Origin of the sequence: Listeria booriae (assembly GCF_000766865.1) — a bacterium.
Classification (GTDB): Bacteria; Bacillota; Bacilli; order Lactobacillales; family Listeriaceae; genus Listeria_A; species Listeria_A booriae.
This window is the reverse complement of the sequence record NZ_JNFA01000030.1, coordinates 70,246-96,353: the sequence shown is the minus strand read 5'-3', so window position 1 is coordinate 96,353 and position 26,108 is coordinate 70,246. Positions and strand designations below refer to the sequence as shown.

General features: G+C 40.4%; 23 protein-coding genes and 1 pseudogene. All 24 read right to left on the bottom strand.

Annotation, left to right across the window (positions count from 1 at the left end):
• Positions 1-737: 737 nt before the first annotated feature.
• Positions 738-2,876, bottom strand: coding sequence for a S8 family serine peptidase (locus EP57_RS16600; protein WP_052167716.1), 2,139 nt, complete (start codon positions 2,874-2,876; stop codon positions 738-740).
• A gap of 235 nt (positions 2,877-3,111) precedes the next feature.
• Positions 3,112-3,528, bottom strand: a complete 417-nt coding sequence (locus EP57_RS15080) for a hypothetical protein (protein ID WP_036088058.1) — start codon at positions 3,526-3,528, stop codon at positions 3,112-3,114.
• A gap of 125 nt (positions 3,529-3,653) precedes the next feature.
• Positions 3,654-3,854, bottom strand: coding sequence for a hypothetical protein (locus tag EP57_RS15075; protein WP_036088057.1), 201 nt, complete (start codon positions 3,852-3,854; stop codon positions 3,654-3,656).
• A gap of 148 nt (positions 3,855-4,002) precedes the next feature.
• Positions 4,003-5,238 carry a prolyl oligopeptidase family serine peptidase gene (locus tag EP57_RS15070; protein WP_241480735.1) on the bottom strand — a complete coding sequence of 412 codons (1,236 nt, stop codon included), beginning with the start codon at positions 5,236-5,238 and terminating at the stop codon, positions 4,003-4,005.
• A gap of 79 nt (positions 5,239-5,317) precedes the next feature.
• The gene (locus EP57_RS15065; RefSeq protein ID WP_036088055.1) at positions 5,318-6,553 is read right to left on the bottom strand and encodes a hypothetical protein; all 1,236 of its coding nucleotides are present in this window, start codon (positions 6,551-6,553) and stop codon (positions 5,318-5,320) included.
• Positions 6,554-6,588: 35 nt separating this feature from the next.
• Positions 6,589-7,346 (bottom strand): annotated as a pseudogene (locus tag EP57_RS17395) (IS30 family transposase); the annotation flags it as partial.
• A gap of 97 nt (positions 7,347-7,443) precedes the next feature.
• A complete protein-coding gene (locus tag EP57_RS15055) occupies positions 7,444-8,310 on the bottom strand; it encodes a bile acid:sodium symporter family protein (protein ID WP_036088052.1) in 867 nt (288 codons plus the stop codon).
• Between the two features lie 130 nt (positions 8,311-8,440).
• On the bottom strand, positions 8,441-9,832 hold the full coding sequence (locus tag EP57_RS15050; protein ID WP_036088050.1) for a DUF1254 domain-containing protein: 1,392 nt from the start codon (positions 9,830-9,832) through the stop codon (positions 8,441-8,443).
• Between the two features lie 20 nt (positions 9,833-9,852).
• Positions 9,853-10,197: a DUF4064 domain-containing protein gene (locus tag EP57_RS15045; protein ID WP_036088047.1), complete on the bottom strand. Its 345-nt coding sequence runs from the start codon at positions 10,195-10,197 to the stop codon at positions 9,853-9,855.
• Between the two features lie 3 nt (positions 10,198-10,200).
• Positions 10,201-11,562, bottom strand: a complete 1,362-nt coding sequence (locus tag EP57_RS15040) for a DUF1254 domain-containing protein (RefSeq protein WP_036088045.1) — start codon at positions 11,560-11,562, stop codon at positions 10,201-10,203.
• Between the two features lie 20 nt (positions 11,563-11,582).
• Positions 11,583-13,247, bottom strand: coding sequence for a SulP family inorganic anion transporter (locus EP57_RS15035; protein ID WP_036088043.1), 1,665 nt, complete (start codon positions 13,245-13,247; stop codon positions 11,583-11,585).
• A 17-nt stretch (positions 13,248-13,264) separates the two neighbouring features.
• Entirely contained in the window at positions 13,265-13,852 is a 588-nt protein-coding gene (locus EP57_RS15030; protein WP_036088031.1) for a cyclic nucleotide-binding domain-containing protein, read from the bottom strand.
• A gap of 400 nt (positions 13,853-14,252) precedes the next feature.
• The gene (locus EP57_RS15020; protein ID WP_036088029.1) at positions 14,253-15,572 is read right to left on the bottom strand and encodes a nucleotide sugar dehydrogenase; all 1,320 of its coding nucleotides are present in this window, start codon (positions 15,570-15,572) and stop codon (positions 14,253-14,255) included.
• The gene (locus EP57_RS15015; protein ID WP_036088028.1) at positions 15,569-16,510 is read right to left on the bottom strand and encodes an NAD-dependent epimerase/dehydratase family protein; all 942 of its coding nucleotides are present in this window, start codon (positions 16,508-16,510) and stop codon (positions 15,569-15,571) included. Before EP57_RS15015 ends, EP57_RS15020 begins: the two co-directional genes overlap by 4 nt.
• A complete protein-coding gene (locus EP57_RS15010; protein ID WP_036088026.1) occupies positions 16,497-17,927 on the bottom strand; it encodes an oligosaccharide flippase family protein in 1,431 nt (476 codons plus the stop codon). Before EP57_RS15010 ends, EP57_RS15015 begins: the two co-directional genes overlap by 14 nt.
• Positions 17,924-19,066, bottom strand: coding sequence for a glycosyltransferase family 4 protein (locus EP57_RS15005; protein ID WP_036088024.1), 1,143 nt, complete (start codon positions 19,064-19,066; stop codon positions 17,924-17,926). The genes EP57_RS15010 and EP57_RS15005 overlap by 4 nt, the downstream gene beginning before the upstream one ends.
• A gap of 3 nt (positions 19,067-19,069) precedes the next feature.
• Entirely contained in the window at positions 19,070-19,741 is a 672-nt protein-coding gene (locus EP57_RS15000; protein WP_241480734.1) for a sugar transferase, read from the bottom strand.
• 12 nt (positions 19,742-19,753) lie between these two features.
• Positions 19,754-20,506 carry a glycosyltransferase family 2 protein gene (locus tag EP57_RS14995; protein ID WP_036088021.1) on the bottom strand — a complete coding sequence of 251 codons (753 nt, stop codon included), beginning with the start codon at positions 20,504-20,506 and terminating at the stop codon, positions 19,754-19,756.
• A complete protein-coding gene (locus tag EP57_RS14990) occupies positions 20,484-21,362 on the bottom strand; it encodes a hypothetical protein (RefSeq protein WP_241480733.1) in 879 nt (292 codons plus the stop codon). Before EP57_RS14990 ends, EP57_RS14995 begins: the two co-directional genes overlap by 23 nt.
• A complete protein-coding gene (locus EP57_RS14985) occupies positions 21,362-22,678 on the bottom strand; it encodes an O-antigen ligase family protein (RefSeq protein WP_036088016.1) in 1,317 nt (438 codons plus the stop codon). The genes EP57_RS14990 and EP57_RS14985 overlap by 1 nt, the downstream gene beginning before the upstream one ends.
• A gap of 52 nt (positions 22,679-22,730) precedes the next feature.
• Positions 22,731-23,414 carry a CpsD/CapB family tyrosine-protein kinase gene (locus tag EP57_RS14980; RefSeq protein ID WP_052167713.1) on the bottom strand — a complete coding sequence of 228 codons (684 nt, stop codon included), beginning with the start codon at positions 23,412-23,414 and terminating at the stop codon, positions 22,731-22,733.
• A complete protein-coding gene (locus EP57_RS14975) occupies positions 23,411-24,076 on the bottom strand; it encodes a YveK family protein (protein ID WP_036088013.1) in 666 nt (221 codons plus the stop codon). The genes EP57_RS14980 and EP57_RS14975 overlap by 4 nt, the downstream gene beginning before the upstream one ends.
• Before the next feature lie 326 nt (positions 24,077-24,402).
• On the bottom strand, positions 24,403-25,554 hold the full coding sequence (locus EP57_RS14970) for a glycosyltransferase family 4 protein (protein ID WP_036088011.1): 1,152 nt from the start codon (positions 25,552-25,554) through the stop codon (positions 24,403-24,405).
• Positions 25,555-25,568: 14 nt separating this feature from the next.
• Positions 25,569-26,078 carry a DUF4352 domain-containing protein gene (locus tag EP57_RS14965; protein WP_036088009.1) on the bottom strand — a complete coding sequence of 170 codons (510 nt, stop codon included), beginning with the start codon at positions 26,076-26,078 and terminating at the stop codon, positions 25,569-25,571.
• Between the last annotated feature and the right edge of the window lie 30 nt (positions 26,079-26,108).

Genomic DNA, 26,108 nt, shown 5'->3' with positions numbered 1-26,108 from the left:
TTGTTATAAATTCCATTGCTCCACATATTTACCAATAGTAGGGTTAGAACCAGCAACTTCAAGTAAATAGGGCATTCTGTAATATTCAGATTATTAACCAATACCCGAAGTGCTTTTCTTGCTATAAATGCATTCTTTTTTTCATATCAATATGAAATTCACCATACGGATTGATATGGTTGTAAATCATCGGGGCCAGTGCGCGATAATCTTCGGCTTCCATCTTATTTGCCATTCCTGCTTACTCAAAATAGATTGGATTTTTAATGTGTTCATATATACCATACAGTTTTTGTATGAGTTGAAGGCTGAGCATCGCTATTTCTTGTTCTTCCAGCTGGTTATGGTGAACCTCGCCACCTTGACCAAAAAAGACCTAATCACTTCAGACTTTCTACCCAAGGAAACCGTCGCTACCAAGGAAGACCTCCAAGGTGAAAGGAAACGGGCATATGTAGGAAATAACCGTCCTAAGAACATGCTTACTCTGTTTAAATAATCCTAGAGACTTTTTAGCAATTCTCGTAGCGGATATTTTTCTGTGTCCAAATTTCAAATCTCATATTGTGGATTAAAAAGCGCGCTCCCATGGCCTGGAAACGCACTTTCACCGAACTGTTCGTGTTCTGATACCCCACAGCAATATAGTATATTGGCACGGATCCCCATATCCAGCTTCATACAAACTTCTTTCGCAGAAATTTTTTTCGGCTAATAAAGCAAAATTCCTTTATTAACTAACGAATAACAATGCCAGGATTATAAGAAGTATACAATTGTGTTAGAACTGGATTTCTACTAATATCTAGTTCTTTAATCTGATTATTATTAACATCTAAATAAACTAGCTTTGGATTGCGGGATATATCAAGCGCTGTTAGTTGATTAGCGCCTGCTGAAAAATAATCTAGCAGAGGATTGTTTCTAACATCAATGAATGAAAATTTATTTGCCGATATAGTAAGCCTTTTTAGATTTACCAATTTTGACAGATTTAGTGTGGATAACTTGTTTCCGCCAACTGCCAGGTTCACTAAAGCGGTGTTGGCTGTTACATCAACAGAAGCCAAATCATTGTTTGTCGCATGAAATTGAACTAAATCCAGATTTTTATGAATGTCTATACTGGAAATTTTATTATTTTGAATATCACAATGTAATAAGTTTGGTTGGTTGCGCAAGTTGACAGCAGTGATATTGTTTCCAGTAACATCGAAGTATTTCAAGTCAGGGTTATTGGAAACATCAATGTTATTTAATCCATCGTATTCAAGGGTCAGCGTCTCAAGTAATTTGTTGTTACTAACATCAATGGTTCCTAAATTGAATTGTCGGATGTCAAGTGTTCTCAAGTTTTTCAACCGTTGAATTCCTTCCGCACTAGCCGGTTTGCTTGCTTCGCCCGTCGCTCTTTTTAAGGTGATGGTTGTGATTTTTTCCGCATCAGTTGGTGTAAATACATCTGTTACTTGTTTGCCTACTTGGCGTGCAATTTCAGTTGCAAGAGCTGGCTCAGGGAAAACGCCTTGAATGGTATTGGAGGCGGCAAGTTCGACGGCTTTTCCTGTGTTCAGGAACCCCCCAGATTTGATGATATTCGGAAAAATAAGGCTTGGGGTTACGGTGCTTTCGATAATCTGTTTGATTTCAGCAGGTGTTAGAGTGGGACTGATGCTTCGGATTAAAGCTGCTGTTCCTGCTACATACGGTGCAGCCATAGATGTGCCACTGTAAGTCATATAGCCTCCATTTAGAAAAGTGTTGTAGATACCACTTCCAGGGGCTGCAATATCTACATTTTTAATACCATAATTGGATCTCGAGGATAAAGTGCCCTTGTTAGTCATATTGGCTACAGAAATATTATTGGATAATCGAAGTGCCGCCGGATATATAGGCGTAATATCGATATTCATTCCATTATTCCCTGCGGCTGAAGCGAATATAGTATTAGTAGCTTCTTTCATTAAAGCTTCTCGAGTAGCACTATTGCCAGTGCTCGAAAAGGACATGTTAGTTACAAGTGCACCATTATTGATAGCGTACCGAATGGCGGCAGTAGTTCCAGCACTTTCGCCCGTGGTGAATATTCGAATGGGCATAATTTTGACATTGGGCGCTAAGCCAGATACGTTTATTTTTGAGCTATTGATAGCTTGTTGGCCTGCCGCAATAATCCCTGAAACATGCGTTCCATGTCCCATTGTATCCATTAAATCATTGTTATTCTGATTGAAGTTCCAACCATTCTCATCATCAATATAACCATTTTTATCATTGTCAATACCATCCCCAGGAATTTCATCTTTATTTACCCAAATCCGATCTTTCAGTGCTGGGTGATTTAAGTCTATTCCAGAATCAATGACAGCAACCACCACCTCAGGACTACCCTTCGTGTAGTTCCATGCTGGAGAAACATTGGCATCTATCCCAGGAAATTCTATGTTCTGAAAGCCCCATATACCACTCAAGTCTATAGCTTCTTGACTAGGTGTTACTTTATACTCTGGTTCCGCAAAGTTAATGATGTCGGATTGATTTAATGCTACTAATACTTCTTCGCTAACCACTTGATCTGGGAGGCGATATTGGTAAATTTCAGCACTCCCTATGTCAATTTTATTCTTCAATTCGAATGTACGCTCAAATGCTAATTTTTCTGTGGCACTAATGCCAGCTTTAAATTGTACGTATATAAGATTTTCTTCTCCTTTTGCTAATTTTTCCTGTTCTTGATCTATTGTTTCTTCTTGGAATTCTGAGATAATTTTCTCTTTAACGGGACTAAGCTCCTCAGCATACGTATTTCCACCAGCTAGAAATAGAGCGCTCGCAATTATGAACGCCGCGCCTCCTATTTTGAATGTTTTCATTTTTTTCTCTCCCTCATATAATATATTTATAGTTATATATTGTTTTTTTTAAAACTAAATAAACAGACGTTGTATGGAGAATAATTTATCTCCTAAAAACCAGATTTTGCTTTGATATTGTGTGATTTCCTAGATTATAATGAAACTATGGAAAGGATCCATCGGAAATTTGCTTACCTCTCCTCGTACTAATAGACTTTTCACTATCCAATGTTAGCATATCTACCTTTTCACCTTATTTGATATGTTTCAAAAAGAGCGATATAGGCAGGCAAGCAAGCATCATAACAATCGCATAAGTCATCATTGCGGGAATGATATCATAAGATGCAAAAGCCGCTGTTGCAACGGAAAGAGCTACGCCAAAATTTTTAGACATCGAAAGTAGTGACACTGTTTTCTTATCCTGTATGGTTCCAATGGTACCGAAATATGTAATCCCAAAATTAGCGAATACAATCAACACAAAAATACATACCACATAAAACCCAGTATCAAAACGCTTTGCAAGTTTGGCAACATGAAACAAATCAAAACGAGAATCATATGGAATTGGTCGCTTAAAGGCCACACCTGATTGTTTCGTTGTTGTCGTAAAGCCAACTGCAATCATTGTTGCATACACAAAAACTAATAAAACATATGGTTGCATGCTTACTAATACTTGATTTACTTATTCCATCTGTTCCTCCACTCCCGCTTTCCTAGACAATGCGGTATGTAATCCCCATCTATTGCCTAGGTTTCAGCAGTGGCAATGACGATGCTTTCTTACCATTACAAAACTAGCGCTTCTTTTGCAAGTAATGTGATGTCGTCCATTTCCCATGACTTATCAAAATACGTCTCTGTTGGGCTATATAGCCGCAAGTCGGTTACTGATATTAACCCAAATTTAATGCAGTCAACGACTCTAGTGTAAGATTTGCTGGTATAACTGAGTTTATAAGCCTCGTTTTTACTCAGCCCCAGTTTCATTCAGTTTTTCCCCCTACTCTTAGGCGTCTTCAGATTCCCTTGAAACCGTTTGTTGCATTATATTTCTTAATTACACACTTTTCTTGATAGCTGTAGTTCACCTGACTTTTAATATCCACATTTTTATCGACATGCCTATCCTGATTATTTATCTGTGTTGTGACATTAGCCAAGACATCATTTGAGTACTGTTATACGCTTTCTCCCATGAAACATGCGGATTTGGAGCAACGAGCCCCGCTGGATATTCTGTTATCTTAACCATTTTCCCACCAGAATCTTTAATAGCCTGAACAGCCTCAAGAGAACCCTTTATACTGTTCACGGGGTCATCCTCAGCTTGGAATGTCCAAATAGGAATATTTCTCATTTTACTTGCACTTGCTTTATTTGGCTCCATATATCTCGCTGTTCCATCCATTACAAAAGAGGCATCTTTATCATACATATAACCCGCAATTGGTACTGCTGCTGCAAAAAGATTAGGGTATTCAGCGAGCATCTTCCACGTTCCTGTCCCGCCATTCGAAACACCTGTAATATAAATACGCGACACATCAATGTCCGTATGCTCTTTCATCAAATCATCCACTATTTTTTTTACTGTCTTTGTATGCTCATCGGCAAACCAACCGTTACGCTCAGTATCCCAAGGAATTTGTGGCGCTAGGACATAGCTAGGCGTTGTTGCTTGGACGGAAAGATTACTAAACGTAACAGGCCCATCTGTTCCAAGCAGTTGCAACATATTATCTGTTCCACGTTCCCCCGAGCCATGCAGGTAAATAACCAATGGCTTCTTCGTCGCTGCGCTATCTTCTGATTCTGGTGTATAAAGCCGATAAGGCATTTCTTTACTGCCATCCTTAAAAATGACTTTTTCAAAAGCATCGACATCTGGACTTGAAATCGTATCAATAGGTAAAGCTTTAGTTGGAGCGTATTCTTTATCATTACTCGTACTAATTGGATTGTTTTGCTTCACTGTGTAGTCCAAGTTAGACCGAGTATTCACAAATTTTTCAATATCAAATGTTAACGTGCTTGCATTTTCATCAGCAGCGTTAAGTTCTGCCACAACATATTTTCCTTTATCGGTAGGTTTGCCAACTTCCGCTTTTTCACTTGTATAAATTGTTTTAATTGTGCGGCTCTTGTTTCCCACAAAAACAGAAATATCAGAGGCATTCAGCTCGTTAGACACAATCTCCTCATCATATGCAATGATAATTGCAACGCCAACTTCTCCTTTATCTACAACTTGAGTAACTAGCGTGATGTCTTTTCCTGCTACCGTGATTGTATTGTCGTTATCTCCTGAACACCCTCCTACAACTAGCAGTAACAAGGCCGTCATTACTAATAAAGCTATTTTTTTCATCATCGAAAACCCCTCTTATTTTGAATTTTTTCGTGTGTGGTAGAACGCTAATTTCAGACTTTAAGATAAAAGAGATAATCTATTACTTTTGTGTATCCAAACCTTTGACAATTTGTTTACTAAGTTCTTGAATATGCTCAAAGTCGTATGTTTTTTTTATCTGTTCTAATGTATTAGGCGTGCCTAAATTGGGTAGCCGATGCAACTCGTCATCTAATGTATATGGTTGCTTCCCACTTGCTTTCTTATTAAAAATGTCTTGCCATAACTTATCATCCACTTGATCTAACGCAACAGAAAGGAGCGCGCCTGAATCATAGCGATTCCATTTAATCTCTGATACAAAACTTGGATCGTAAGCCATTCCTTCAAATAACACCATAAATTTTCTATCTGATTCGCGTCTAGCACCTTCTAATAACCTCAGTTTTTCGGGCTTTCCGCCTGTTATCGATGAGGCTTTGATACCCACATACGTGGCAGTACCTTCAATTGTTTCTTGTTCTTTTTCGCCTTCATAGTCAGTTGGATATTGTTCCCTCCTAGCATCTGACACTACGATATAATTGGCAAGAGCTCTGGTTATGGCGTATTTGTCTTGTTTTTCTGTTGCAACCATCAGCGAGTCTAACACACTATACTGCAAGCCTAGCAGACTATACCACGATTCATCTTTTGATATAACATCAATATTTCCATCTGTCGCATGCCAATTATACTGTTGCGTATAGTGAAAAGCTTCATGTGTAAAGAATGGTATGGCTGATTGGGATGCTTTTATCGGATTTTCGATGTTTGTCGTCCCGTATTTAAAGAAAAACACGTAGGAACTATCGCCTAATTGCATGTTACTCCGTATCGTTTTCCCAGTTTCATCTAGGCTAGATGAAGAGAAATTTCCAATCGGATTCCACGTTTCCCAAATTCCGGGCGTAGTTATAGCTAAGCGATACACCTCCGGCATATTATACGAATCTGGCATTTTAATTTTTTGTGCATACCATTTGCCTTCTAGTCCTTTCACACCGACTGCATACGCATTTTTGCGAATTCCATTTATCGTATCCTGACTAAAATTAAGAATGTCTCCCTTTTCGACAAAAATAGTCGGATTTCTGTCTAATTGATCGCCTTGCCATAATGCGTCTTTTTTCGTATCACTATATAGCTTATTTAACTGAGCAAAAAAAGCTTGATTGGTAGCATCCATTTTATCATAGCTAGTGTGGTATGTTTTGTTGATAATGGTCATGCTTATCAGTAAAATGAGAAACCCACCTAGTACAATTAGTACTACACGTATCCATTTTTTCTTCACTTTTCATCCTCCTCATTTTCTCATCATCTTATTTGTCAAATTAAGCGAGACACAGCGGCATGCTGCAGAAAACACGCAATGGGCGTCAAATAGTCCAGCGATTTTCTAGGTAAATTATTTCGAGCTGCAGTAATCTCGTTGATTTCCTGTTGAGAAATCGTGTCAAAGTCCATTTGTTTTGGGTAAGCCGTTTCTTCGAAGAATCCCGTTGGAATTCTCATTGAGTGGGCGTTGACAAGGTTTCCCTGCATCTGCAAAGAAGATATCCATGTCATGTTGATTAGCCAACTGCTTCCACCGAGATAACTCCTTTCCATTATCAATAGTGATGAATTTAAAAAAAATGGGTAGGGAAGCTATTCAACCATTGGTGCAAGACCTCTTCAATGGAGACGGCCCTATGACTAGCAACTTTCAACCCAATGATGGCTTTGGTTGTCCGTTTCACCAATGTAATCAACGCACTTTTATGATCTTTTCCGACAATCGTATCGCCTTCAAGGTGCCCAAACTCTGCGTCGAAACCAGGAAAAGCAATGGTTCTGTCTTCCAACCGACGTTTAAAGGCCTCTTTCCCCCGCTTCTCCTGATGCCCATTTGGTTTACGTTTCCCTTTCATAGTCAACTGTTTTTTGTCAAATATGCCCTCGGAAAACATACGATACAAGGTTTTCATCGAACATGGAAAGGGTTTGGTATTAGCCCGTAGGCATGGGGCTAGCGATGGTATCCGGTGGCCAACCAGCTCCTATATGCTCCCTCACAATGCTTTCGCTTCTGAATCGAGTGAAATAATGAAACTATGGAAAAGATCCATCAGGAATTTGCTTATCTCTCCTCGTACTAATAGACTTTTCACTATCCAATGTTAGCATATCTACCTTTTCACCTTATTTGATATGTTTCAAAAAGAGCGATATAGGCAGGCAAGCAAGCATCATAACAATCGCATAAGTCATCATTGCGGGAATGATATCATAAGATGCAAAAGCCGCTGTTGCAACGGAAAGAGCTACGCCAAAATTTTTAGACATCGAAAGTAGTGACACTGTTTTCTTATCCTGTATGGTTCCAATGGTACCGAAATATGTAATCCCAAAATTAGCGAATACAATCAACACAAAAATACATACCACATAAAACCCAGTATCAAAAACGCTTTGCAAGTTTGGCAACATAAAACAAATCAAAACGAGAATCATACTGATAGATGACGTCTCATTGATACTTTTCAACGCTTTTTTTGTAAACGTAGGTTTCCATGAATTGAGCGCCAAACCAATACCTAGTGGAATAACCACGAGAATAATCAACGTCCATACAATTTTAGAGACAGGAATTGTTACGTCTCCTGGTAGGAATAATGGAGCTGTGAATGGCGTACAGATAACAACAGCCATCGATAATACTACCAGCATCGCTACTGCATTCGCTCCATTACCACCACCTAATTGTACGTTTTTCATCCCAGCCGGTGCCCCAGCAAACAAATTGATAAGCACGGCTGCAATAATAATCGTGGTCGCCTCCGCCTTACCACCTAGTGAATCCGCCAAGCCATTCGTAACCAATGCTGCAATAAGAGGTGCCACTAAAATATTGAAAATAACACAAAGAATCATCGGAATTGGTCGCCTAAAGGCCACACCTAATTGTTTCGTTGTTGTCGTAAAGCCAACTGCAATCATTGTTGCGTACACAAAAACTAATAAAACATACGGTTGCATGCTTACTAACACTTGATTTACTTGTTCCATCTGTTCCTCCACTCCTGCTCATGTAGCATCTTCTTATTAAAAATTGAACCTGCTTTCCTAGACAATGCGACATGTAATCTCCTGCTATTGCCTAGGTTTCTGCAGTGTCAATGATGATGCATTCTTACTATTACAACACTAACGCTTCTTTTGCAAGTAGTGTGATGTCATCCATTATCCATGACTTATCAAAATATGCTTCCATTGGGCCATATAATCGTAAGTACACGAACCAATGCTCCTCGTTATTTGTCTGAACCCAGTTAGACGAATGTTCCGCAGGTTTATCTGGACCAAAGTAAATATCAATAGATCCATCGGCGTTCCATGCCAGCTCCTGACGGGATGTGATATCCGCCCTTCGCTCCTCATTTTGAATGAGACAACGCGTTGCTATATCGTACACGGTAATCGACCAAAAATTAGCTGCTGGAGGATTTGGCGGCATGTGTAGTTTATACGTATTCGCGCCACTCAACCACTCCCCATTCTGATCTGTATAGCTACCTAGGTAAGCTTGCCCAACATTGGGTGTTTTGCTAACCATCGCTTCTGAAAAAGTCACAGCTTCATAAAAATAAGATGCCCGCTCAAAGAAATAATCGAAATCAGTGGCTCGTTGGGAAGAAGTCGGCATAACCATCACATAATCCCACTGTTTTTCAGGCCAATGACGTACATCGGCAAACCTTTTTCTAAACGCATTGGCCTTCGCCATGAATTCGCCTTTTCCCACCGCCATCATTAAAAGCTCTTCCTGATATGCCGTTGGATGGAAATCGGACTCTTTATGCATGCCAAGGTTGTCTAACTGCGCCACAAAAAAACGATCTCGCTCTTCCACGGGTTCACTCCTAATCATTCGTTGTAGCGTTTTCCAATACAACAATCCTTTTGGTGGGCCCGCAAAATATTTCTTACCTGCTGGTGATATAATATGCGTGGTCGGTTTTGCTTTTCGTTCAGCGTATGGATATATTTTCACTTCTTTTATCAACGTCTTGCAAACAGAAGGATCAGGGTCTAATGCTCTCAATCCAAAGAAAAGGTGGAACATGCTACTTGAAAATGGATAATAACCTTCCGTTGCATAGGTGTCATCGTAATCCATACCAGGAGGGAATACAATATATTTTCCTCCTTTCCCACCATCTGGCCCCATTTCCCCAACAATAGCTAATTCACGCTGCCAAAAATCGGAGAAGCCTCCAGCGATATGTCCTTTAGGAATTTCCACTACCATCGGACCTGTTTCTTCCAAATTTATAAAACCAATCGTATAGGGTGTTGTTGCATTTGCCGTTATGATTCCAGAGACATCTTCATAACCGCGATACGTTACTAAATCACCGCTCTTTGCCCCGAAAATTTCCTCATGAACGCGTTGCCACTCTGCAAAAGTCACCAAGGGCAAACTCCATAAATAAAGCTGCGTCGCTTGATAAAAGTCCATTTCTGTAAACAGCATGCCGACAGATTCTTTTTCTGGTAGCTCACCATCCAACTGAATTGTATTATTCATATCTCCTAAATACCTCCTTTTTAACTTCTAAATACGCATACTAGACCGCCAATAATCAACAAAATACCAGATGCAACCCATGCGGTTCCAATGAAGAAGAACATCAAAATCCCAATGATTAAAATAACAATTCCCCACGCCATCGGATGCTTCGGAATGCAACAGGCTGCAATCAAAGCTAATGCCGAAAAGACAATCGTAATCCAGCCAAGCGTAGCTAATTGATCCCCTACCATACCGCTAAAATATGTGAATGTTTGGATATAATTGCTCAAGTTATCCCCTGATGCAACGAGCCATATCCCCACAATCAGACCTATGCTCGCACCAATAATACTTATACTCATTTCTGCTTTTCTTGACATTGTTTATTTCCTCCCCATGTTTCCCTCTCGTTTAATTGGTGCAAAAGAATAGTCTCGCGATAAAATACGTTGATCTGGTGCATACATACGTAGGATCGGCCGGAAATCACCATCTGGTAGTGGTAACCAATTAGCTTTTTCCCGCTCATTTTGCGGCTCATCTACAGACATATAAATCGTTAAAGAACCATCTTCGTTATAGATAAGCCCAGATGTCCTATCGCCAATCGAATAGCGATGCCATGGGTTATCTACCAAATAATAATCCGGTGCATTATACATCGTGATCGACCAGAAGGCGGCTACCGGTGGCAATGGATCAAGTGTTAACGTGTAGTTATGTGCCCCATTTAGCGTTTGCCCCTTTTCATCTGTCCATGTCATCACATAAGCCGCTTCGTATCCGTGATTCCCCCACAGTCCACCCATGGCTGCAACCGCGCGCTCCATGAATGCTTTTTTGCGATCAGTTATGATCCATTCTGCATCTTCCTTCGTCCCGATTTCGAAAAAATCAGTGTTATAATCAAACGCATGAAAGGTAATCCGCCAACCATTCTCGCTCTCTGAAACACCAGATAGCAATGTCCTTTTAATCAATCCGAGCCCGCTCACATTTGCGTATTTCAATGCATTGTAAACTGTTTCATCCAATCCTAAAAGAGGGGATGTCACGCTAGCCTCCATTCCTAGTGCTGAAAAGGAAGCTTGCAACGCCATGTCTTGTGGTGCAGGTAATAGATCCAACATGGTCACACGAAGTCGCTCAAAAAATCGAATCTCTTCGGGTACATCCTCCGAAACAATGGGGAAACCTTGTGGCTCCGCGCTTGCATGCAGCGTTCGTAACGTCGTCAAATCTTGCAATGCCATGATATTTTTCAAATCATGTTCATCCTGGCAGGCCCAGCGACCAACGATAGATGCAAGCCTTGTCGGTACTTTAATTTGAGTCATGTGCTTTGGTACTTCTCCTACCCAATTAGGTGGCGTCAGTAAAAAGTCTGCGGCCTCTGCTCCGATAGCCCTTGTCCCTACATACGCAAAGTTGTTCGTCCACGCATCAACAAACTGTAACACGTAGTAGCGCCCTTCTGTATTTGGAACATGTAAAGCAATAGGTCCCACGCTCAAATCAAGCTGTGCCATCGAATATACCGTATCGTTATTAATACTGACAAAGGTATCTGCTGGTGTAGCGAGCGTCTTCGCATGACTGAATTGGTTAAAAGGAGTCGCCACATTAGCTCCTATCCCCTCCTCCACATACCGTCTCATTTGTTCTACATTAAAAAGAAGTGGAAAGCCATAAACATAAGCATCCATAGCCAATTTTTCTAGCTTCGTTACCTGTTTTTGTATCATACTCAAAGCCCCTTTTCTGTTTATTTTTGCTGTGTTTGATAGTGCTGGAGCGCATCTTCTATCGTTTTTTGTACATGCTCCTCTTCCAGTAAAAATTGAAGGTCATGCTTACGAAAACTTACCTTCAAATTTTCTATGACATTTACAAAATAGTAGTCAATATCTCGCTCAACCAAGAACGCCACGATTTGTTTTAATTTTGCAGAAGCCGTCATGTCCACTGTTACAATCGCACTGGCATCAATCATCACCACCTTTGTATCCGCTTGAATCATCTGTTTAAGCGCCTTTTCAAACGACTCTACGTTCCCGAAAAAGAGCGATCCACTGTACCGAAATAGCAATACAGTAGGTATACGCCGCGCTTCTTTATGCTGACTAATATCGAAAAAGCCATCACGACCTTCGATAATGCCTACTTCTGCACTGGGTGAAGCAACTGTGCGTAGAACTACATTCAGATAAGACAGCACGATACCTAATAAGACACCCCAAATCACGCCGAAAAGAAACGTCCCTATCGCGGCCAATAGCCAGACATTTGCCTCGCGTTTGGCTCCTTGATGAAATAATCGCTTTACCATTGCAACATCCACAATACCAACTAATGCAGCAAAAACAATACCTGCTAACACTGGCTGTGGCATGTAATACAAAACACCGCTAAAAAAAGCGACAATAATCCCAATAATCGTGGCTGCCACCATTGAAACAACCTGGGTCTTACCGTGAAAAGACTCATTTGCTGCTGTTCGTGACACACTTGCACTAGTCGGTGCAGTTCCTGTCAAAGAAGCTATAACGTTGGAGAAACCATATGCAAATAATTCACGCCTACCACTAATGGCATAGTTATTCCGCATCGCAAAACTTTCACTTGGTAATAGTGACCCTGCAAAACAAGCAATCGCGGAAATTAAGCCACCCAGAATACCTAATCCCCAGTCAATCGTTGTAAAGTCTGGTAGGTGTAAGGATGGAAATCCAGATGGAACGCTCCCAACAATCGATACACCATATTGCTTTATTTGGAAATAATAGGACCCAACTGTTCCGAGAATTAACACAAATAAAGCAACCGGCCATTTCGGGAGTATTTTCTTCCCAAGTAGCACTAGTACAACAGCAACTACTCCTAAACAAAACGACACCACATTTAGCTTTAATATCTGTGTCACAATATACCAGATCGTCTCTAACACATTCCCTTCGCTAGACGGTAATCCCATGATCTTCGTTAGCTGGCTTACCATAATCGAAACACCTAAACCTGATATAAACCCACTTAGCACAGGGGCTGAGATATAACGGGTGAATTTATTCAATTTCAATAGGGCAAATAAAACAAGAAAGATCGCGCAAAAAAAGGCTAGAATTGGCGCTAGGGCGATGGCTTCTTTTGAACCCGCCGCAAGTCCTGCTGTCCCTAAAATAATTGAACCCGTCACAGCACTGGTTGTCGCATCAATACCAAAAATAAGTTGTGGTGAACTAGCAAAAAGAATATATGCCAACACAGGCAAGCACGAAGCGTATAAACCATATATAGCCGGTAACCCTGCCACTTGTGCATACCCCATAGCAACAGGAATACTGAGCGCTGCAACACCAATGCCTGAGATAATGTCATCCCGCCAATAGGAGGGCTTATACCCATCGAGTGAAAGTAAAATATATCGCCACATTTTTGTTACCCCTCCCTTTATAATTCTTCCTGTGAAATGGGCAACTGCTTACTTGATTGTATATGCAACATGTACTTTTCCCAACGTTCCCAGTTAAGTAACATCCATTTTTTCTCAGGTGCTAGCCACCCTTCTTCGACCAGCACTTTGCGCACCCCATTTAAATACTCTCTTGTACAGTGAGCAAATATAGCCATCTCCACCTGCGTTAGAATCGGAGGTAGACAACAATATCCATTTTTTAAAACACCTATATCACAGGCCATTTGATACAATAGGAACATCACTCTTTGTTTCACTGGTAGCACCGAAATATCCAATTGTTTCGCCAGTAATTGCATCATTTCATATTGCGCTTTCATCTGTTTATCTAAAAAATTGGATGTTGACGTAATAGGTAATTTCGCTACATAAGTTGTTCTCTGTGCCTGAAATTGTATCAAGTCACCAAAGAAGTTTCCTTCTGCAATAATAAAGTCCTCTGCTTCGATAACTTTTAACAAATGACTTCCTGTCCGGCATAAAATATAACCTTGAAGTATAGAGTACTCCCCATATTCATGCAGTATCTCTCTTTTTTTTAATGGCATTGCTTTACTGCTCATAAACTTTCTCACCTCCTTTATTACATATGTATCATTACCAGTGAATAGACGCCTACCTATCATTTGATCGGTGAACCCAGCTTATTTTATGAACTAGTCTTTTTCCCGCAGATGTCAGATATAACATTACTTCTGCATTCTCTTGGTAGACAATCCATAGAAACCCATTATCTTGTAATTTAAAAATCACGGCTTGTATTTGTTCTTTCGAATACTTCTGTAAAGTGCTTGGTAAGTCTCTATCTTGAGCTACCACTAATTTCTTATGTTTTTGGAAGTAATGAAGAAATTCCATAATACTAGATGTTTTTGACCACATATCTTTCTACCTCTATCTCTTTATAATGTATATGGAGCCATCCCCTTTAGAAAAACCGAAAGAGGATAGCTCTCTATTTATTTACTTATCACCGAAACAAATGGTCTTCTCTTTATACGCTTTTGGTAACACATTTTTGGTATCTAAAATTAGCGAACTATGCTTGGCAATTTGCTCTTTGTCAAAGCTTTGATGGCATGTTAACACAATGACTAAATCATACTGCCCGAATTTTTCATAGTTTACATCGATTGTTGCGTGGGTTTGATTTTCTTTATCTCGAAACATAGTCGCTAGTGGGTCACAGAAAGCGACATTAGCCCCTTGCTCCACCAGATTTTCAAAAATAGGAATGCTTGGCGATTCACGCAAATCATCGATGTCTTCTTTATAAGCCATACCGACTAGTAGAATGTTCGAGCCATTGAGTGATTTTTTAACCGTATTTAGGGCTGTCCCTGCTTTTTGAACAATATATTCTGGCATTTGACTATTTGTTTCTTGCGCAAGTTCGATAAAACGACTGAAAAAATTCGCTTCTTTGGCTTTCCAAGACAGGTAGATTGGGTCGAGTGGAATACAATGACCACCAATTCCTGGACCTGGATTAAATCGCATAAAGCCAAATGGTTTTGTACTGGATGCTTCAATCGTTTCCCAAATATCAATGCCCATCTTATCGCACAACATTGCCATTTCGTTGATAAACGCGATATTGATGCTACGGAACGTATTTTCTAGCAGTTTACTCATTTCAGCCACTTCTGTAGATGCTACAGGCACCACTTGTTGAATCACTGTTTCGTACAGAGCCATACCAGCTTGCATAGACGCTTCGCCAATTCCGCCGACCACTTTAGGCGTATTTTCAGTTTGGTACTTCTTATTTCCTGGATCTACACGTTCTGGTGAATAGCAAATGTAAACATCTTCGTTCAGTTTGTAGCCTGCTTCTTCCATTGGTGCAAGAATAAGCTCACGAGAAGTCCCTGGGTATGTGGTACTTTCCAAAACAATTAGTGTATCTGGTGACATATTTTCACGAATGATAGTAACAGCGTTCGTAATGTAGGAAATATCCGGTTCGTACGATGCAGTAAGCGGTGTTGGTACACAGATAATAATCGCATCTGCGTGATATAATTCTGTCGCATCCGTCGTCGCAATTAGATGTTTGTTTGCAGTTACCTTTTTCAGGCGTTCCGATGGGATGTCCATAATATCGGAAACACCTGCATTGATAAGTCTTACTTTTGTTTGACTTAACTCAAAACCAATGACATTCATCTTTTTTTCAGCGAATAAAACAGCTAGCGGTAATCCAACATAACCTAATCCCATCACTGCAATTGTTGCTTCTTTATTTTTAAATGTCTCCATTAACGTATCTACTGCTCTCATTTGTTTTCCACCTTCACTTTATTAGTTTGGTTTTGTAATGTTTTGTATAACCCAGTTTGAATGGTTTGCTTTGGAATCCAATTGGTATGATGTACAAATTTATCATTCGCAAGTCGACTATCACGAATATCACCTGCGCGCTCTGATACATGTGTTGGTAAAACTTGATTTGCTAAAAGAACATTCATCGTTCTCAGTACATCGTTAATCGTTGTTTGTTCGTTGGTTGAAATATTATAAATACCGCTTGGCGTGACATACATCGCTTCAATGAGCGCACTTGCGATATCTTCCACATAAATAAAATCACGCGTTTGTTTCCCATCACCAAATATAACTGGCGATTCACCACTCGATAACTTCGTCCAAAAACTTGTAATTACATCGTTCGCGGCATAGGATTTCTTACCGTAGACATTCGCAAAACGTAACACTGCATACGGTAACTGATATAAGTGATGCATCAGCGCTAAATATTGCTCTCCGACTAGCTTCGATTGTCCATAGGGAGACGTTGGAATGGTATTCGATTTCTCGGTCAACGGTAAGTCCGTGTTATTGCCGTATACCGCTGCAGTTGACGCGAATACAAATTGCTGTAATGCCGGTAGTTGCATACATGCCTGCACGATATTCAGCGTGCCCATGATATTCACATCGGCATCATAATGCTGCTCCTCCATCGATGTTTGGACATCAATTTGTGCCGCCAAATGAATCACATACTCTGGTTGGATTTCCTGAATGTAATCGTACGCTTCGACGCTTCGAATATCACATACTTTTAGTGTCACACGATCTAATGGGACGTTTTCTTTTCTTCCAGTGCTTAAATTATCGACTATATAAAGGTCATGTGTGGTATCTATAAGTCCCGCAATCACGCGAGATCCAATAAAACCACAACCACCTGTAATTAAAATTTTATGTTTTGGCATGTTTTTTACCTACTTTTCTATATAGAATTTGGAATAACATCGGGTCCTTCGAAAGAAATAAACAAAGCAGATAGACATAGACACCTGTTATAAGTTGATAAGCTAGAATGAAGACATCGCTTTGTCCTACAAGTAGCGTTTTCATGCCTAGCATCGCCAGCAACATGATAGCGCTAAACAGCGTATACTTCGCAACAATCTTTAGAAAGTAGCGGAATTCATAATGTTTTCTGGCAAAGTAGAGCTGAAGCCCCACGATAACAAAGTTCGCAATTAGGAAACTAAAGACCGTACCTTCTCCGCCCCACGTTCGAACGACGAGAATATTCGTTGCAAAACTAACAACAGAGCCAATAATGATGGACAGTGTGTATTTTTTGCTTTGGTTCGTAATCAATAAAATTTGTAGCCCTAGGATATCCGCGACACCGGCTAAAAAGAGACAGGGCGCAAATAACATTACATGAGCCGTCGCAGGAATAAAAGCATCGCCTAGAAATAAAGGGACAAAAATTGTTGCAATACCAATCAAACCAAACGTGAGTGGTATCGTAGAAATACTAACATAGCGGATAGAGAAATTAACAAACTGGCGAAATTTCGCTTGATTTCCTTTTTTATAATGCATCGCCATCCGCGGCACTATCACGGTGGATAGCGCACTGACGAATCCCATACATATCGTGTACAGCTTGAATGCTTGATTGTAATAGCCCACTTCTGTTGCACCAGCGATATTTCCTAAAATAACTTTGTTTACCGCCGTGTATAACAAAGACACGCATGGAATAACAGATAACAGTAACATCGGCGCTACGTGCTTTTTCATTGCTTGAAAGGAGAATTGAATCCAGCCAAGATCTTTTAATAAGGCGCTCCACGTCACTAGTTGTCCGACTAATAGAGCTGCTCCATTAATGAACACGTACACCCATAGATCATCTACATCATTCACAAATAAGAAAATACAAGCAATGCTGAGCAGCCGAACAATCGTATTTCGCATCATAATGCGCTTTACTTGTTCTCGACCAATGAAAAACCACGAAATATCCAGTGCATAGGCGAGTAACATCAAGCCATAAATTAGAAAGATCATCTGGTAACTCGCAACGGTCCACGTAAAAATCACATAGACACTGCTCACTAACATGCCACAAATCAGTTGCATCAAGTAAATGCCAGCAAAAGTTGTTTTCAGCTCCTTTTGTCCTTCCGCTTCGGCTATCTGCTTTCGCCCATAGACACCGACATTTAATAAAATAAAAACGAGGAAAATTTGTACCACCGAATTAGCATAAGCATCGATACCAATATTGGTTGCGCCTAATACACGGGATACATAAGGGGTTGTAAATAAAGGGGTGACAACAATGATAAACTGGTACAGAAGCACATAAATATAATTTTTCTTCATCGTTTCACAGAGTCATATATGTGATCGATTTCCTGAGCCAGTTGGCGCCAGTTTAAGTGTTGTTCCACGCGCTTCCGGCTTTCGATCCCCATCTGTTGTCGTTTGTTAGGATCATCTAGACATTCGTAAATCGCTGTTTGTAAAGCTTCTGCCGATTTTGGTGGTACGAGAATACCTGTTTCATCAGAAATAATATCTGGATTGCCACCTACATTTGCAGCGATGACAGGTTTTCCACACGCCATAGCTTCGATAATCGCGATACTGCATCCCTCCATCAAGGACGGTTGCACGTATATATCCGCAGCGTTTATCACACGCTTGACTTCTTGATTCGTCAAACGTCCTGTAAAAATAACCTTCGCTGAACTGTTCGTTTTCTTGGTGATCTCTGCTTGGAACATCGGGTATTGACTCCCGTCTCCAGCAATCAAAAACGTCACGTTGGATCGTGTTTTCAAAATGTTAGGGATAATATCCATGAGGTACCGCATACCTTTTACCGGTTCCATCCGATTTGTAGAAACAATCACTGTATCTTGTTCCGCAATTCTATATTGTTCTCGCACTTCCTGCCCAATTTTAGAATTCGGGTAAAATTCCTGTTCGTCCACACCATTTGGTACGTAGACGGTTCTTGCTTGATGAAACAAATCTGACGTCATCGTCTCGACTTCACGACTCGGACAAATAATCACATCTGGCTCTTTCATTAATGCGTAGATTTTAGCTGTATTTCCTTCGTTGTATAGCATGCGGAACCATGACAGATGATTCGTATAAACTTCGAGTGCTTGGACATCTAAATCCCGCATCATCTGGGCATCTTTATTTAGCGTTTGCCAATGAATGATATCTACACTATCTGTTGCTTCAAGTTCCGTAATCAACTGGCGCATTCGCTTACGATACTGCACATCATCCCATTTTTTTATCGGAGCAATTGGAATACGAATCACTTGGATACCATCTATTTCTTCTACTGTCTTTTTCGTTGAGAAAGATCGATATTGGGATAACACAGTCAGCCGATGCCCGCGAGCTACGAGTGCTTTGCTCAATTCGTAGACGTAGACAGCAATCCCACCGATGTTTGGCAGAAAATCATGACTGACCATGACGATGTGCTTTTGTTTCATTTGTTATACAGCTCCTTTGGAAGTAAGAACAACCACGACCGTTTTCCATATAATCTTGATGTCAAGACCAAGTGATTGTTTTTCAATATAGTAATAATCCATACTCATTTTCTCACCATTAGTTACATCACTGCGCCCATTAACCTGTGCCCAGCCTGTAATCCCTGGCTTCACAAATAAACGACTTTTTTGTTGTTCGTTGTAATGCGTTGTAATCGCCGGTATCTCGGGACGCGGGCCAATCATACTCATATTTCCAAGCAACACGTTAAAAAGCTGTGGTAGCTCATCTAAACTTGTTTTCCGGATAAAAGCACCAACTTTCGTGACATTCGGGTCGACTTCATCCGTTTGCTTAAATACAAATTCATCTGGTACGCCGCCTTCCCACGCATAGTTCCGTGGTGGCGTTGTTTGTTCTTGCGTGACTTTCATCGAACGAAACTTATAAATCGAAAATGGCTGATCGCCCTTTCCCGTTCTAGTTTGTACAAAAAGTGCTGGGCCACGGTCTTCTAGCTTGATACAAATCGCGACGATAAGCATGATTGGTGCAGCTATAATAATACCTAGCAAACTCATCATAATGTCCATCGCTCGTTTGACACCCGCACTGAAAAGACTTTGTTTGGCTACACGTTGTTTATAGGATTTATTTATTAGGGTTCTTTCCAATTTTTTCGCCTCCTATATTCGTTTTGATATGGCATTTTTGATATAAGAACTAAAGCAGATACACGTTGTAAAGAAAGATAAATCTTGTGTTTCACGATACATTTGCCACGTTCGACGCGCCATGCGCCATTTGTTCCCAGATAAAGAGGTACTCGTCACGCGGTAATACGCCAGTGGCTGATTAATGCCATACGCTGCACCATTTTCTTTTAAAATACCTAGCCATGTCGCTGTATCTTCCCCACCTGGGATGTTTGGCATCGCGAAATCACCTGTTTTCTCACGATCCACAAGAACGGTTAAGCAACCTATAATTGTATTTCGTAAAAGTCCTTGGTAATCAATCGAATCCGGCACATGCACCGTTTTAATAATGCTCTCTGTATTCTCCTGAAACGTATGATAGGCACTGTAGACAAGCGGGACATCCTGCGTTTCCGCTGCGTCCACTTGTGTCGCGATTTTTTCTGTCATCCAGATATCGTCACTATCTAAAAAGGCGATAAACCTTCCTGTCCCATATTGCATGCCTATATTTCTAGCTGTTGCTACACCACTGTTTTGTGGGAGCTGAATCAGTAAAATGCGTTGATCTTGTAAATACGGCATCACACGCGCAACCGTCTTATCCGTCGAACAATCATCGATGATAATGAGTTGCAAATCCTGGTGCGTTTGTGATAATACACTCTCAATCGATTCTGCAATTATATTTTCCGCGTTATAGCACGGCATAATGACACTAACTTGTTGGTTTGTACTCATACACTGTTTCCTTTCTCATTTCCTCGAGCAACTGCTCCGTCCGCACCTGCTGCCCAATATCATTTACATGATAAACCGAGTTAAAAATCCATGCTCTTGGTACAAAATAATCAGACGGCGTACCAATCACCCGATAATTTGCCTCTAAATACGCCACTAACTGCTGTAAATAAAGGCTATCATCGTAAGCCTCAAATCCTAACGTACTCGGATACGTTACCCGAACACGAATGCCTTCTTGTCGACAATATTCGCAAAAAGATTCTAGTTTTAAAACTGCTTCTGTTTCCCTAAAATGCACTGGAAATTGCAGTGGCTTATATTTTTCATCTGGTAATAGCGCCCCAGAAACATTTACATACGCGCCACTTGTCGAAATATCGAATTGTTTTTGCTTATAACCCATATTCAATTTAAAATTGCCAATCAGGTAATACGCATGCTGTTTCCAAGTAAATCGCGTTAACTGACGTTTTTCAAACATCCGATAATATTCATATGCAAACACATCGTAAGCTGGTTTAAAATAAAGTGAGTAGGCTAAACACAGAACCACTTCATCACCTGGTTTCGCCTGTCGTTTTGCCTCATCCAGCAGAAAGCCCATACCGAGACCCACATTCACACCAAAATTAACTGTTGGCATTGCTGTTTCGCGCTCAATTTTATCTGTATCAAAACTATATAAAACATCACTGCCACCGATAATCAGGCGTTTTGCCCCCGTTGTCTGCTGGGCATATTTCGTTTTAATATCTAGTAACTGCTTTATTCGCAAAATTCCTTTGGAGCGGTAGAAGAAGAAATAACCGCATCCAATTAAAACCAAGACCATAAAAATTATCATGACAACCATCACGTTTTTATCCTCTCCTTCCATTGATTCACCGCAATATTCACTGCTGCTACCGCCATCCCAATCGCAATCCAGAGATATCGTTTATCGATAACCGTACTTAACGCCACCGCTGCTATCACAAACACAATCACAATTAAAATTGGTAATACCATAAACAAAGCATCGCTACTTTTTCGCATCACCCACCAATAATAAACACTCATTCCAAACAGAAGGAGGAAGAACAGCATCGGAAAAATACTGAAAACCCCACCATCCGCAATTAACTCTAACCAAAAATTATGCGGTGCTAAAATTAATTCCTGCACTTGTGCATGCCCCATTCGATATTGCTCTAATGTGATTGGCGCATTCCCAGCACCCACACCTTTCAATTTCGAATTTTTCACGATTTGCCATAACATGTTGTATCGTTCCATCCGATCCGAAGTAGATGCGCCCTTCTCCGTAAAAGAAGAATCAATAATCGCACCCATTTTGGCAAAGGCCGTTGGAACAAATAATAAAACGCTCGTGAGCAGTAGCGTCACCCAAGCACCAATCAAAATACTCAATTTTTTCGCATATGGAATGAATAATAAAAGGAGAACAAATACAAATGCGATAAGTCCAAGTCTAGAATACGTCGTAATAACCAAATAAAGCGGGAGTAGGCTGATAGCTATCAAACTAAGCACACGATAAGGTTGCGGTAATTTGGTTAGTCTCCAAAAGACAATCGGTAAAAAGATGGTTAAAAAGAACGCATAATCATTCGTGTTAAACAAAAATCCTGTTGGCTGAAAAGCACTCGTTGTCGTATCATATATAAACGCGCCTGACTGCGGCAAATGCCATCCTACAAAAACTTCAATCATTCCAATAACCAATTGCAAAACATAAATAACTGTAATAATTCGAGCAAACGTAAAGAATTTCTGCTTCGTATTCAAGTAATACACGGATAGAAAAATCAAGTACGATAGTTCAAAAATATAATAAATATATCGCAAACCCGCACTCACTGAACCCGCCCAGAAAAGCGTCACGGTGAACCCAATCAACCAAACACTTAGTAGCAAGAACAGCCAACGTGTTGGCTTCATTTGCTTGATATTTTTATTTGGTAAAAAAAGAAACAAACAAAAATGGACTAATAATAAAATCCGGAATAAGAAAATATTCTCGCTTCCTGGTATTCCGAGATAAGCCCCGAAAAATGCTGAGATAAAAATACCAATCCAGATATAAAACAGTAATTTATCTAGCGGGATAAGGAAAAGACACAAAACAGCAATCGCGAGTAGCGGTAACACGAAACCGTATGGAATCACTGTCGTCAGCGCCGCTATAATCGCGAGTCCAATTCCAATGAAAATATAACGTTTAGTAGTAAGAATAAGTCTTCAACTCTTTAGCTGCATATTTCTTCCCATTTAAAATGGCTCCAATCAAACGACCCTCCGCTCGCGTCAGCAAATCAATCGACGTCTCCACATCCTTCTGCTTCGTGGCACCATTTCGAACAACTAACACCACACCATCGCAAAAGTGACCGAGTATTCGACTATCATTCATAAGTAGTACAGGAGGTGTATCAAAAATAACCAAGTCATATGCCTCTTCAAAAATCGCAATCATCTCTTGCGTTCGCGTGGTATTTAGCAACTCCAATGGATTCGGGGGTATCGCACCCGATGGTAACACACTCAGGTTTGGCTCCTCCGTCTCAACGATATACTTTAACGGGTCCTCTTGATTACTTAAAATCGTGGATAAACCTTCTGCATAACGTAATCGAAACTGGCCTGATAACTTCGGTTTATGCATATCCGCATCGATGAGTAGCACCCGTTTATTCTGTCTCGCATAAGCAACTGCTAAATTCAAGGCACAGAAGCTTTTTCCTTCACTCTTATGTGCGGAAGTAAACACGATGCTTTGTAGCGCTTCATTTCCTTCTGTTTTCATAAATTGCAAGTTGGTCATGATTGCTCGAAATCGCTCCGTCATAAATGCATCTTGCTGATCCGTAATGATGGGTAAAAAATAAGATTTATCCTGTCTCATGATTTAAAATCCTCCTTCCGCAACTTTTTAAATGGTGTGTCGCCAAGTACTGTTAACCCTAGATCACGTAACTGTGTATCTTTTGTAATAATCGAGCTAAACAGTAGAATCGAAAACGCGAGGATGATGCTTGCCATTAGACCCGATACAAACCCAAGAATAAGTTGGAATGTTATCGGTTCTGGATTAGCCGTTGTCGCTTTTTCCATGACGTGTACGCTCATACCACTAAACAAAGTTGGAAAATCTTTCGTGACGACTTTACCAAGCGTATTCGCAACAGCTACCGCTTCTTTTTCATCGGTTCCAGTTACATTCACCGTGAAATAGAGGGAATTTTGATCCGTAATAACGCTAATGTCTTCGTCCACTTGCTCCATTCCTAAATCCTCTGCTACTTCTTGTTTTACTTTCTCACTTTGAATCGTTGTGGAAAATGTACCGATGAGCTGGATACTCGATCGTAAATCATCAAATGACTGCCCGTCCTTCGACGTGTTATCCGCTGTAATAAGTAATTGTGTCGTCGCTGTATATTCTTGTGGTACGATCACCTTTTCCACCGTATATACTAATCCTGTCGTTAGCAATGGGATACAAAGGAGAAGAAATAAATACTTCTTCATGACTTTTCCCAAATCGCTAAATGAAATCTTTGTCAAAAAAGCACCTCCAGTTTCTGCTTGGAATCCGTTATTCTACGTTTCCACCCCCTCTCTTTATTCATTTTTTTCCTCCTGCTGTTCTTTGAATAAGACTAGTATAAACCTGCTTTAGATGTCGTGTTTTTTACGCCTATTCAATCGTTGTTACATATCAAAAATTATATTCAACCAGCTGTATCTTTAGGACTGCCATTTTGTCTCTATTAAAACTTTTAAGCTCTTATTTGCCATCATTTTTAGATATTCTGTGACAGTTTCAAAAAAATAGAATTGGCTAAAATCATTCCTTAAATGGTACATTTTTGTGGCATTATTCAAGTACCTTAACAATGAAGATTTCGGTATAAATGCACCAATTTATCTGCCTCTGTTTGCCAGTTGTACATCGTTTCAAAAGCTTTCCGTCCACGAAGAGCAAAATGTTGGCGCAAGGCTGGATCTCGCATCAGTTTTTCTGCTTGCTCTGCCACCTCTTCTGCGTTCCAGACATTTGCGGTAAGCCCCGTATCTGTCGTTTCCAGCAACGCTTTCCAATCTGGAATATCTGTCGCTAAAATAGGTAGGCCTGCCGCCATATATTCGAATAGCTTGGTCGCTAAAGAATGCATATAGTTAGGAATCGGATGTAACAAACACAGACCTACGTGCGCACTAGCATACTGTTGCCAAATCTCGGTGTAAGGAATTCGTCCATAGGTGATCACCGTGTCTTCCAATCCATACTTGCGGATATACTCCGTGACTTCTTGTTCCACCTGTGGTTGCATCGGTCCAATTAATTTCAATTGAACAGCGGAATGCCCGCGATCTTTCAACGTTCGCACCAAGGCCAACATATCGAAAACGCCGCGATCACGCACAATATCACCGACATATACAAACGTAAATCGCTCTTCTTTTGTCGCTCGCATTTCTTCTTGCCATGTCGGTAGGTTCAAAATGTCCACTTTCTGAACATCTACTTGCTCATAGTGTTTTTTATACGATGTTTCTGCAAAAATAACCGCATCACACGCTGGCATCCACTTCTTTTCCTTCGATGCTAATACTTTTGACAATGGCTTGCGCGCTAATGCGGGTATCCATTCTTTCGTGCGCAACATCGCAGGGAAATTTTCATGCATATCATAAATAATTTTGCAATTTGGCTTGCGTTTTTTAATCTTTGGGGCTAGAAAAAGGAGTTCAAAATCGTGAAAATGATAATAGAGGGCATCGGAGGCTAGGGCTTTTTGGTAAAGTTCTCGCCAACGCTTTGGTCGCGCTAGTTTATTGCCTCGGGGAAGTAGTTGCATCTGCAGCTGTGCATTTGGTTCTACGGTACAGGCGTTAGGCCCGTCCACCGCGTGAAAATCCACTGTAAATCCGTTATCTACGAGTGTCATGGCTTCTTTAAAAAAGATGCGGGTGTCGGACCAAACATGTACAGAACTGAACATAAACACTTTGTTTGCTTGTAGGTTTTGGTTAATCATCACGTTTTCTCACCTTACTTTGCTTGTTTTGGTGTACCGATGTACCATTCTAATGTTTTCTCATTTTTAGAGGTGTCTACTGCTTTGTCATAAACCATTGTTAAGTTTTTAGCATCTTTGGGAATCGCATAATAACCGATACCTTTGAGCTCTTTTCCAGGTTTAATAACATCACCAAAGTTGTCTTCGTGCCCTGTCATCAGATATTTTTTGCCATTCGCGTCTTTCACATAAAAATCACCAGCTCCAACGCCGTTGTCTACTTTTCCATTGTTTTTAATATCAAAATGAACAGCGAGTAACGATTGGTCTTTCTTCAACGTATCGTCTTTTACAATGTCATCGCTTGTTATTTTCATGGCCATATCATTGATTGTTTTCACTTGGTTGACTTCGCTTTTTTTCGTTTCTTTTTGTGTTTCTGTTTGCGTTGTTTTGGTCTCGTTGCTCGCGTCATTGTTGGTGCATGCTGCTGTGCCTAGTAATGTTCCGATTGTTAAACCTACGATTAATAATTTTTTCATATGTCTCCACCTTCGTCATTTTTTTAAAGG